Origin of the sequence: Streptomyces sp. NPDC007856 (genome assembly GCF_042868225.1) — a bacterium.
Lineage (GTDB): Bacteria > Actinomycetota > Actinomycetes > Streptomycetales > Streptomycetaceae > Streptomyces.
The window spans coordinates 28,552-39,344 of sequence record NZ_JBIAEC010000021.1 but is presented as its reverse complement, the minus strand read 5'-3'; the positions used below and the strand labels follow the sequence as shown (position 1 = coordinate 39,344).

Sequence of the window (10,793 nt, the reverse complement as noted above, 5' to 3'; positions counted from 1 at the left end):
GCGTCGTTCAGCCGAGGAGCGTGCACATCGTGAAGACGCCCGAGCAGCCACGCGAACCGGACGGAGCCGCGTCGGGCACTGCGCCGCTGGAGCTCGCGGGCGTCTCCCCCACCTCCCCCGTCGGCAGGCTGGCCGCCACGGTGGAACGGCTGCGCCGCGAGGTCCGTACCGCGCATGCGGAGGCGGAGGGCCGGGCGCTGATCGAGCTGGCCAAAGGCATCCTGGTCGAACGGCTGGGCTGCGGTCCGGCGCAAGCCGCCCGGCAGCTCGCGGAGCTGACCGCGCAGGCCAAGGTCACGCCACTGGAGTTCGCGGTGGACGTCATCAACCAGGCCGCCCGCGATCGGGTGTCGGAGATCGCGGACGCCTTCCTGAGCACCGCCGCCGAGACGCCCGCGCGCCAGGACACCGCCCTGCGACTGCGGGCTGCGGAGAGCGGAGCGCTGGCCGCGAACGACACTCAGGACGTCGCCAACGCTCTGCTGGAGCATGCACTGCGCCCGCTCGGCGCGGTCGCCGTGGCCGTGTGGAGTGCGGGCGCGGACGGCTCGCTCACCCTCAGCGGAAGCGCCGGCTTCTCCCCCGCCGAGGCCGTCCGATGGCGTTACGTCCCCCCGGAGGTGGCGACCGTGGCCCGCCGGGGGCTGACCGAGCTCACCGGTCAGTGGTTCGAGTCGCTCGCCGACATCGGGCTGCCCACCATCGGCCGGCACCTGCATCCGGCCGGCGGCCGGGTTGCGGTACCCGCCGGCACGGGGGGCCGCATCCACGGCGTCCTGGAGATCGCCTGGCCCGGGCCGCTGGAGCCGCAGCCGCCGCAGATCGTCCGGCAGGTGGAAGCCCTGGCCGAGCTGTGCGCGCACACCCTGGAGACGTACACGCTCCGCCAGTGCCCCGGCCAGAACCCACGGATCCTGCCGGACGCCGCCGAACTGATGGAGCTGGCCGATGGACTGCACGACCCCGCACTGGTGCTGGTGCCGCACGTCGACGGCTCCGGCCAGCTGGTGGACTTCCGCATCCAGCACGTCAACAGCCGTTTCCTGGACCCGAGCGGCCGGCCGCGCGCGGTCGTCAGCGGAGCGCTGTTGCTCGAGGCGTACCCCATGGCCGCCGGGAAGAGCGAGCTGTTCCAGCGGGTCGAGCGGGTCTACGCCACCGGCGAGCCGTTCCGGGGCCGCCGGGTGCCTCTGACCGCTCTCGTCGACCAGGTGCCGCTGTCGGCGGTCGCGGACCTCAGCATCAGCCGGCACGGCAGCAGCGTGCTGCTGATCTGGCGTATCGAGGACGAGACGGCGCGGCTGGCGAGCCTGCTCCAGCACGCCCAACGTCTGGGCCGTATCGGCGGCTTCGAGGAGAACCTGCTCACCGGTGAGATCACCTGGAACGACCAACTGTTCCACCTCTACGGCCGGTCCCCGGCGAGCACGCCCGTACCGCTGGAGGAGCTGCCCGCGCACGCGCACCCGGACGACGCGGTGGCCCTCGGCCGGTTCTTGCGGACGCTGCTGCACCGCCGCCGGCCGGCCTCCGCGGCCTTCCGGCTGCAACGCCCCGACGGCGTGACCCGCCACATCCGGGTGGTCGCCGAACCAGCCCTCGACGCCGACGGGCGGCTCTTCGTTGTGCGGGGCGCCTACCAGGACATTTCCGCCCAGCACTGGACGGAGGTGGCGCTGGCCGCCACCCGGGACCAGCTCGCCCACACCGAGCAGCAGGCGACGGAACGCAACCGTCTGACCCTGCAGTTGCAGCACGCCATCATGCCTCCAACGCAGGCCCCCCTGACGGTGCCCGGTCTGGAGGTCGCGGTGCGCTACCGGCCGGCGGAGACCGAGCATCTGGTGGGCGGCGACTGGTACGACGCCGTGGTGCTGCCGTCCGGGCTGGTGCTGCTGTGCGTGGGTGACGTCGCAGGCCACGGCATCGAGGCCGCCACCAGCATGGTCGTTCTGCGCAACGCGTTGCGTGGCCTCGCCGTGACGGGTGCCGGGCCGGGGCAGCTGCTGTCCTGGCTGAACATCCTGGCGCACCACTTGACCGGAGGGGTCACGGCCACCGCGGTGTGCGCCCTGTACGACCCGGATCAGCGCAGTCTGCGCTGGGCACGGGCAGGCCATCTCCCGCCCGTGCTGGTCCGCGGACCGGAGGCGACCCCGCTGCCGCTGGTCAAGGGCATGCTGCTGGGCGCACTGCCCGAAGCCGTCTACGAGGAGGCCGAGCTGCAATTCGCGCCGGAGGACATGCTCCTGATGTACACCGACGGGCTCATCGAGCGCCGCGACCGGTCTGTGGAGGAGTCCCTGACCCACCTGCTGACCACGGCCCGTACCGCGCCGAAGACCCTGGACCAACAGCTCGACCGTCTGCTGACCTACAGCAGGTCGGACACGGACGACGACACCTGCATCGTCGGCATCCGCGTGACCTAGCCGCGACTCGGGTCACCGGGCCGGCTCCGGCAGAACCCGCTCGACCGACCCACTGGACGCGCGACGACTACACCTGGGCCCTGGACGCCTACGACCGCGCCAAGCAGCAGACGGGCCCCGGGCCAGCCCGCAGGATCTGGAGCCGTCTCGCGAGGGTCGTTTCGCGCCGCTGTCCTCGCCGCCCAGCACACGGGTGCACCACTGTGCCGCAGCGGCGCGGCCAGTGCTTCTTATGGCGCCCCCGGGGACAGCGAAGGGACCCCTCCATCGCCGACACCCGACAGCGCCGTGCGCGCGCTGCCCCACATCGGCCGGCTCCTGTTGGAACTCTTATGCTCCCGGGGCCGGGCGGGGAAGCGACACGGCCGCCGTCAATCCCGCGATAGCACGTTGGCTGACGGCTCGCCGTGCTGTCCACCGGCGTCTGTCTCCCAGGTGTACCGGTCGCAGTCCATTTGAGCCATTCCGCCGTCGGCGAGGGATCGTCTCGGCAGTGGGCACGGCGGGTTCCATCGCGCGTGCCAGTTTGGGGCGTCTATGGAGCGTATGGTCACGCTACGCGCCTGACGGCAACACTTTCGGCATGCGCGCAGGGCCCGGTCGTCGTATCGGCCGGGCCCTGCGAACGGGCCGTGTGTACGGGTCAGATCACCATCGGTACCAACGGCCGCGACCGCCGCCGGCGGTGGTGGAGCGCATGACGAAGCCGAGAAGCCAGAGTACAAGGACGGCGACGGCGACCCACCAGAGGACCTTGATGGCGAAGCCGGCGCCGAAAAGGATCAGGGCGAGAAGAAGAACCAACAGCAGAGGAACCATCTTTATCAACCTCCTGTCGCCCGTCTGCCCTGCAAAGTGGCCCACATGCGCCCGACGCTGCCTTGTTTCTGAGAGTAACGCCGGGGCACGAGCCGGTTATCGGGACAGCGGTACACAAGCTACGAGGAGGTCCCCCTTCATGACTGCCGGAGAGAAGGCCAAGGCAAAGGTCGAGCAGGCCGAGGGCAAGGCCAAGGAAACCGTGGGAAACGCCGTCGGCAACGACCGCATGGCCGCTGAGGGACAGGCAGAAAAGAGCACGGGTGACGTCCGTGAGGCCAAGGAGAAGGCCAAGGACGCATTCAAGCACTGACTTTGCTTTGTGCACCGTGGATACGGAAGGGCCTTTCCGGGCGTCATCCGGGAAGGCCCTTTTCGATGGCATCCGGCTGCGGAACCCGGCGGAACGCGAGCGGGCGCAGGTCGCCCGAGGCGTTGCGCCGCACATCCCCGCGGTTCAACGTCAAGCTGCCGACCGACATGCTCCCTGCAAGCGACAAAGCGGCCCTCAAGGCGGCGCTGCCCGCGACCGCACCGAGCTGAACCGGCGCTCCACCGACCTCTTCCCCTTTGTCGAAGCCTCGACGACCTCCTGCGCGCAGGCCGTCAACCCGTGCCGCCCGGTAACCGCCGGCGTACTCCGCTCCGGTGGACGCTGCCCGGCGTCGCGGCCGGCAGCCCTGTCACTCAGTCCAGCGCATCTTCGCTGACAGGTTCGACGGCCCTGTTTCCGGTACTGCTGGTGATCCTCTCGATCGTGGGCCTGACCATGCCCGCGGCCGGACCGGGGTCATTCACCACATGTCGCAGGCCGTTCGGGTCGCATCCCGCACTCTGCTGTGCAGCTGCAGATGGCCGGACCATCGTCCGCGGCGTGGACGCTGATCTTTCTCGGGGGGCGGGAGCCCTGTGGCCGGGATTCAGCCATGTGAGCTTCCGCCGGGTGTTGCACACCATGCACCGGACCGGTGCGGACCGGCCGGTCTGGCGCACCGCCTTGCGTATCGTCGCCGCAACCCTCGTCGCTGTCTCCCTGTTGCTCACGACCGCCCTCGCGTTGTCTCTCACCGGTCGCCTGGCCCGGCGTCTCGGCGGGGCGTTGCGTCTGGGCCCCGGGCCACAGGCCGCCCGGGACGCGCTCCGGTGGCTGGGCCTGGCCACGGTCGCCATCGCCCTGGTGCCCGTCCTGGTCCGGCTGTGGCTGTCCAACGTGGCCATCGCCGATGCCGTGGAGCGTCTTGCGCACCTGTGGTGTTCGGAACGCGGCCGGAGGCGCGGAGCTCTTGCAGGTCGGGGATGTGGTTGTAGAGCGTGCCGGGGCTGACCCGAGGATCTTGGCGATCGAGGTGATCGAGTTCTCGGGGTTGGGGAGCATGTCGCGGGCAGCCCGGATGATCTCGGGGGTGGCGGCGGCGCCTCACTGCGTCGACCATCGTGCTCACCGCTTTGGCCGCCCTCGTTGTGGCCTTGCATCGCCGTCCACGCCCACGCCACCGCCGGCACGCCCCCCGGCGAAGTCCTCGCCGGGACCAACCGACTCCTCATCGACCTCGACCCGGGACTGTTCACCAGCTGCCTGTACGCCCACCTCGACCTCGCACACCACCGCGCCCGCCTCGCCACCGCCGGACACCCCCCACCCCTGATCCGCCACCCCGACGGCCACACCGAAATCCTCCACCTGCCCCCCGGCCTGCTCCTGGGCATCGACCCCGACGCCACCTACCCCACCACCGAGATCCCGCTCCCTTCCGGCACCCTCCTCGCCCTGTACACCGACGGCCTGATCGAAACCCCCGGCGCCGACATCGACGACGCCACCGCCGACCTCGTCACCTGCCTCGCGCAGGCGCCAGACCAGACCCTCGGCGCCCTCGCCAACACCCTCGTCAGCCACTGCCCCCGACCCCACACCAGGACGACATCGCCCTGCTCCTCATCCAGGCGACAGCACCCCGCCAGGCGACCTGAAAGGCGGCACAACCCCGTGAAGCGTGAAAGCCCCGGACCCTGGCGGACGGAGCCGATGGCCGGTCTGCGCAGGCCCTCACAGGGTGTGATCGATCTCGGCACCAACCACGGTCCCATTGATCCCCGGGGCCGGAGTACGTCAGGGAACTACGACGTCTTCACCCGTCTCAGGCCGGGCTCAGCCAGAGTCCTGGTCGTCCTGCACGTCGTGCAAGGAGGGGGCGTAGGAGATCCCGACGATCAAGCCGTCCGCCGTGAGAAGTCTGGCCACCGTCTGACCCCACGGCTCGATTCGGGCTTGGTGCACCAACTCGAAGCCCGCACGCTGAAGCTCGGCACCGGCGGCTGCGACGGCTTCCGCGTTCGCCACCTCGAACTCGATAGACGCCTGTGGAACCACCCGGTCGGCGGGCCACTGGTCCGTGCCGAAGCATGCCTCGGCCGCCTGCGAGAGCGGCCACAGGCCGAAGTGCTTGCTGCCGGGGACGCTCCCGCTGGAGTAGTAGCCGTTGCCTTCCCCCTCCAGAGAGAGGCCAAGAACCTCGATGAACAGCTTGCGGCTCAGCGACGGGTCGGCGACCACCACCGCCACGCTCGTGATGAAGAGAACGTCCATGTCGGCACTCCCTGCTCCGACTGGGCTGCGGGGCCGGAGATACAGCCTCGTCGACACCGCGTTCAGCGGCCGGATCCCGCTCAGCTTATCCGCCAACGCCCTGACCGCCGCCGAACAGACCCGCGGCAGCCTCGCCGGGGCGGTCATGCACACCAACCATGGGGCCCAGTACATCCCCATGCGCGAGGCCCGCGACGATGTCGAGCAGCTCAACGCCCACGACGCGGCTTCCACCGGGCCGTGATCTCCGCGACGGGCAACGACTCGCTCCCCGCGCTCCTGGAAGGCATATCGGGCCGCACGCTGCGCCCGGATCTGGCGCGGCCTTGTCGACGACCAGGCCGCGGGCCGCACCCTCGCCGAACGCGAGTCGATCTTCACGGCCCTCTCCTCCCGCGACGCCTTCCTGGGCCAGGCTGCCGCCCTCCTGCACGTCAACAACACCGAGCAGTGGCTGAGGGAACACCTGCGCTCCTTGGAGTCACCCGTCACCGGTGCAGCGGGGCGTCGCCGGGGTGCTCCGGCGAAGCCTCCCCGCCAGGAGGCGTGAGGAGCTCCCGGGGACCTGCCGGTGGACGCCCTACAGGCATGTCGACGGGGCGTCGGCTCGCTGTCGGCGCCCACCGGCGCCGCGAGAGGGAAGAGCGGGGCTCAGCTGCCAGGATCCCCGCCACCGAGGTCTGCTGGACATCGACTGCTCGTATCACACCAAGAATTCGGTCCGCTTCACCGTCGCCCATGCTCCTGGCCGCGGAAGACGGTCCGATGCCGGGTGCCTGCCGCTATTGGTGGTGCGGCGGGTGGGGTGGCGGGGGCGGGATGGTGTCGATGCCTGGCGCGGGCTCGGGCCACACCAGCAGGACGGGGCACGGGGCGTGGTCGACGATGAAACGGCCGGCATGCCCCAGGCTGCGCGGCCCGAGATGGGTCCGGTCACCGTCGCGGGTGAGGATGAGCAGGTCGGCACCCTCGGCAGCGGCGACGACCTCCCGCTCGACGCGGCCGGTCCGCTCGACACGGGCGCACGGGCGGCCCAGACGCTGCGCGGCCTCGGCCAGGAATGTCTCGGCGGAGGCGGCGGCGAGGTGCTCCACCTGCGTGCCGGGGTCGCGTTCGCCATGGCCGCGGCCGAGCAGACCGGCGAAGGCGCCGTGCGCCGCGCCCGGGACGTCGGCCGGGGTGACGTGGAGCAGCACGATGTCGGCGTCGTCGGGCGCGTGGGCGCGGGCGGCGTCGATGCCGGCGGGCCAGGTGCCCTCGGTGATCCAGGCGATGACTTTCATGACGGTCAGCCTCCGATGAGGGTGAGCGAGGTCCACAGTGCCACCACCGACAGCCCCAGGGCGGCAGGCACAGTGAACAAACCGAGCCGGGTGAACTCACCGAGTTCGACGTCACTGTCGTGTTCGTGCACGATGCGCCGCCACAGCAGCGTGGCCAGGGAGCCGGCGTAGGTGAGGTTCGGGCCGATGTTCACCCCTAGCAGGACTGCCAGGACCGCGGCCGGCCCGGACGGGGCGGTCAGCGGCAGCAGCACCAGCACGGCGGGCAGATTGTTGATGACGTTGGCCAGCACCGCGGCCAGGGCGGCGATACCGCACAACGCCGCCAGTCCGGTACCGCCCGGGATCAGGTGTCCCAGCCCCGCCGCCAGCCCATTGTCGACGACCGCGCGGACCACCAGTCCCAGGGCCAGGACGAAGGCGAGGAACGGCACCGCGGCGGCCCGCACGATGGCGGTGGGCGTGGTACGGCGCTGGGCCAGGGCCCGCCCGGCGAGCACGAGGGCGCCGGCGAAGGCCGCCCACGCGGGGTTGACGTCCACCATGGAGGTGAGGACGAACCCGGCCAGCGTGCAGGCCACTGTGACCAGGGCGAACACCGGCAGTTCGCGTTGCCCGGCGGTGCGTGGGGCCTGAGCCCCTGCGTCCAGGTCGGTGGCGAAGAACCGGCGGAAGACCACGTACTCGGTGGCGATGGCCACCAGCCAGGGCAAGGCCATCAGGGCGGCGAAGCGCGTGAAGCTCAGCCCGCTGGCGGCGAACGCGAGCAGGTTGGTGAGGTTGGAGACCGGCAGCAGCAGCGACGCGGTGTTCGACAGGTGGGTGCAGGCGTAGACGTGCGGTTTCGGCCGGGCACCGAGCCGGGCGGCGGTGGCGAACACCACCGGCGTCAGCAGCACGATCGTGGCATCCAGACTGAGCACCGCGGTGATCACCGAAGCGGCGGCGAACACCTGCACCAGCAGGCGGCGCGGGCGCCCCGCCGCACTAAGGGCCATCCACGCCCCGCACGCATGGAACAGCCCCTCGTCGTCACACAGCTGGGCGAGGACCAGGACGGCCGCAAGGAACCCGATCACCGGCCCGAGCCGCTCCGCCTCCTCACGGGCGTGCGCCAGCGAGAGCGCCCCGGTGGCGATCACCACACCCGCAGCCGGCACGGCGACCACCGCCTCCGGCCACCCGAACGGGCGAACGACGGCGCACGCCAGCACCACCAGCAGCAGAACGACGGAGACGGCCTCCGCCACAGAGGAGTTCACCACTTGATCTTCCCCCGCCCGCGACCGCCCGCGCGAGGTCCGGCCCGCCCGTTGACCGCCATGGCGGGCGCCCACCTGCCGGCGGGGGGCGGGGCGGCGGCCCGCCCCCCGCCGGCGGGGTGGGCGGCCGACGTGCGGCAAGGGCGTCGCGCAGGTGTTCCGGCGCGGTTCGGTAATCGGGTTGAACCGGTGCCGGCGAGGCAAGAGACTTGCGCGGTGTTCATGGAGCTGTCGCCCCGCGACTTGACCTGGGATGAGGTGGACCCCGCCCGTCATCCGTTCGACAGCGAGGCGGCGGCAGGGGTGGTCAGGTCGCTCGGGCCGGCCGGGCGGGTGCCCCGACGCCCCGACGTGCCGCCGGGTGACCGGGCCCTGCACGAATGGAGCTGGGACGAGGCCAGACCCTGGTCCGACGCCATGACGTACGCCCTGGCCGAGCACTACGGCCCCTGGGTCGCCGGCTGGCGATGGGCGCACGACGAGGGGGACTTCGACGGAGGTCCAGTCGGCAGCTGGTGCTGCCCCCAGCACTCGGTCACCACCCCGGACGAGACCCTCGACCGCGTGACCGCGGCACTGTGCGAGTGGCGGGAGTGGCTGGAGAGGCTGGCCACACGATTCGAGGCCTACCCGCTGGACCTGGCCGACATCGACGACCAGCGGATCTTGTGGGACCGCACCGCCCGCAACCTGATCCTGCACGTCACCGACCGCACCGGCTGCGGCAGCGCCTGGTACGGGCACTGCCATCAGGTACTCAGCTGGTTCCTCACCCGCTGGGGCGTCGCGGCCGACGACGCCGAGCACCTGGTGGACCGGGCGATCGGCGGCCGGTTCAAGAGCTGGACCGGCCCCGACCCGGTACTGGTCGAGGACATCGCCGAACAGCTCGCGGCCTCCATGCGGCCGCACACGGACGCCCGGGCCGCCGAGTCGCCGCTGCCCGACCACCTGAAGCGCTGGCTCGCCATACGGGAAGTCGTGCCGTGGCATGAGGCCGCCGACAGCACCGGGGACGCACCGGTGACACCGGTGCGCGACGGAATGGCGCAGGAAATCCGCACCTTCGACGCCATCTTGGACCCCGCCCGCGGACAGGGCCTGCTCACCGCCCTGGAGCTAATGCGAGCCGACGCCGCGCGCGGCGCCCGGCTCGACTTCGCCCTCATCCAGCGCTGGCAACAACACGTCCTCGCCACACCCGGGCTGCCGCCGTTCCGCAGCCTGCCCGCCTTCGCCAAGGGCGGCCGGGAACGCTACGGCATCGCCTCGGACACCCGCACCCGCCTTGACGCCTGCCTCACCGAAAGCGCCAAGGACGCCACCCGGCCTCTCCCACTGACTGCCCGGGCCGCACGCGCCTTCCTCGACGTCTGCTTCTTCCACCCCTTCGACGACGGCAACGCCCGCTGCGCCCTCCTCACCCTCCTCTTCGTCCTGGCCCGCGAAGACGTCGCACTCGACAGCGTGCGACTGCTACGCCGGGTCTCCTTCCACGCCGACGCCCCACAAGACGCACTGACCCTCACCAGGTACATAGACCTCCACCTGCGCGAAACCCGACGACGAGCCACCGACCCGACCCCCTAGGAGCTGTCCGGGCGATCACGTGACCGGCCCCATGCCTGGGTCGTTGTTGTGGGCATGGGGCGGGGCGATCTGACAGATGCCGAGTGGGAACGGTTGCGGCCGTTCCTGCCGGTGAGCAATGGACGTTGTGGCCGATGGCGGGATCATCGACAGGTGATCGATGGGATCCTGCACCGGGTGCGGACCGGAGTGCAGTGGCGGGATCTTCCCGAGCGATTCGGCCCCTGGAAGACCGTCTATGAACGCCACCGGCTGTGGTCGGCCGACGGGACGTGGGAACGACTGCTGCAGCAGGTCCAGGCCGCTGCCGATGTCGCGGGCGAGATCGATTGGGACATCTCGGTGGACTCCACCATCGTGCGGGCCCATCAGCACGCGGCCGGTGCCCGGACGGAACCGCCGCCGACGCCCGCGTCAAAGGGGGTCGAAGCGGCAGAACACCAGGGCGAAACACCATGGCAAAGCCTGCTCGCCCGGCTGGTGGAGGTGGTGCTGGAGGTGAGGGCCTGGGCCGCTCGCGGGGCGGGTTCACCAGCAAACTCCACCTGAGCGCGGACGGCCGTTGCCGCCCACTGTCCCTGGTCGTGACCGGCGGACAGCGGGCAGACTGCACCCAGTTCCAGACGGTGCTGGCGAAGATCTGCGTTCCGCGGGTCGGTGTGGGCCGGCCCCGCACGAAGCCCGACAGCATCGCGGCCGACAAGGGATACAGCAACCGCCCGTGCCGCGAGTACCTGCGACGCCGAGGCATCCGGCACACCATCCCGGAGAAGACCGACAGCCGGGCGGCCCGCCTGCGCACCCGGTCACCGCCGGCACC

8 protein-coding genes and 3 pseudogenes are annotated in these 10,793 nt (G+C 71.1%); 7 read left to right on the top strand and 4 right to left on the bottom strand.

Going from position 1 to position 10,793, the window contains the following annotated elements:
* Nucleotides 1-29 precede the first annotated feature (29 nt).
* Nucleotides 30-2,432: a SpoIIE family protein phosphatase gene (locus ACFYOH_RS36985; RefSeq protein WP_388635046.1), complete on the top strand. Its 2,403-nt coding sequence runs from the start codon at nucleotides 30-32 to the stop codon at nucleotides 2,430-2,432.
* Nucleotides 2,433-3,080: 648 nt separating this feature from the next.
* Here ACFYOH_RS36985 and ACFYOH_RS36980 read toward each other — a convergent pair.
* Nucleotides 3,081-3,251, bottom strand: coding sequence for a hypothetical protein (locus ACFYOH_RS36980; protein WP_014673915.1), 171 nt, complete (start codon nucleotides 3,249-3,251; stop codon nucleotides 3,081-3,083).
* Nucleotides 3,252-3,390: 139 nt separating this feature from the next.
* Here ACFYOH_RS36980 and ACFYOH_RS36975 point away from each other — a divergent pair, with 139 nt between their 5' ends.
* The 3 genes and pseudogenes from ACFYOH_RS36975 to ACFYOH_RS36965 form a co-directional block, all read left to right on the top strand.
* Nucleotides 3,391-3,564 (top strand): CsbD family protein, encoded by a 174-nt coding sequence (locus tag ACFYOH_RS36975; RefSeq protein ID WP_388635044.1) that lies wholly within the window; start codon nucleotides 3,391-3,393, stop codon nucleotides 3,562-3,564.
* Between the two features lie 561 nt (nucleotides 3,565-4,125).
* Nucleotides 4,126-4,575: a hypothetical protein gene (locus tag ACFYOH_RS36970; protein ID WP_388635042.1), complete on the top strand. Its 450-nt coding sequence runs from the start codon at nucleotides 4,126-4,128 to the stop codon at nucleotides 4,573-4,575.
* Nucleotides 4,576-4,710: 135 nt separating this feature from the next.
* Nucleotides 4,711-5,097, top strand: a pseudogene (locus ACFYOH_RS36965) (PP2C family protein-serine/threonine phosphatase); the annotation flags it as partial.
* Between the two features lie 303 nt (nucleotides 5,098-5,400).
* On the opposite strand, the gene ACFYOH_RS36960 reads toward ACFYOH_RS36965, so the two are convergent.
* Nucleotides 5,401-5,838 carry a glyoxalase gene (locus ACFYOH_RS36960; RefSeq protein WP_388635172.1) on the bottom strand — a complete coding sequence of 146 codons (438 nt, stop codon included), beginning with the start codon at nucleotides 5,836-5,838 and terminating at the stop codon, nucleotides 5,401-5,403.
* Between the two features lie 175 nt (nucleotides 5,839-6,013).
* Here ACFYOH_RS36960 and ACFYOH_RS36955 point away from each other — a divergent pair.
* Nucleotides 6,014-6,388: pseudogene (locus ACFYOH_RS36955) on the top strand (FadR/GntR family transcriptional regulator); the annotation flags it as partial.
* Between the two features lie 232 nt (nucleotides 6,389-6,620).
* Here the strand turns inward: ACFYOH_RS36955 and ACFYOH_RS36950 are convergent.
* Both ACFYOH_RS36950 and ACFYOH_RS36945 read right to left on the bottom strand, forming a co-directional pair.
* The gene (locus tag ACFYOH_RS36950; protein WP_388635040.1) at nucleotides 6,621-7,121 is read right to left on the bottom strand and encodes a universal stress protein; all 501 of its coding nucleotides are present in this window, start codon (nucleotides 7,119-7,121) and stop codon (nucleotides 6,621-6,623) included.
* Between the two features lie 5 nt (nucleotides 7,122-7,126).
* Nucleotides 7,127-8,383: an SLC13 family permease gene (locus ACFYOH_RS36945; protein ID WP_388635038.1), complete on the bottom strand. Its 1,257-nt coding sequence runs from the start codon at nucleotides 8,381-8,383 to the stop codon at nucleotides 7,127-7,129.
* A gap of 222 nt (nucleotides 8,384-8,605) precedes the next feature.
* On the opposite strand from ACFYOH_RS36945, the gene ACFYOH_RS36940 reads away from it, so the two are divergent.
* Together ACFYOH_RS36940 and ACFYOH_RS36935 are read left to right on the top strand one after the other, a co-directional pair.
* Complete coding sequence (locus ACFYOH_RS36940; RefSeq protein WP_388635170.1) at nucleotides 8,606-9,973, top strand: cell filamentation protein Fic; 1,368 nt, start codon at nucleotides 8,606-8,608, stop codon at nucleotides 9,971-9,973.
* A gap of 54 nt (nucleotides 9,974-10,027) precedes the next feature.
* A pseudogene (locus tag ACFYOH_RS36935) lies at nucleotides 10,028-10,773 on the top strand (IS5 family transposase); the annotation flags it as partial.
* Nucleotides 10,774-10,793: the final 20 nt, after the last annotated feature.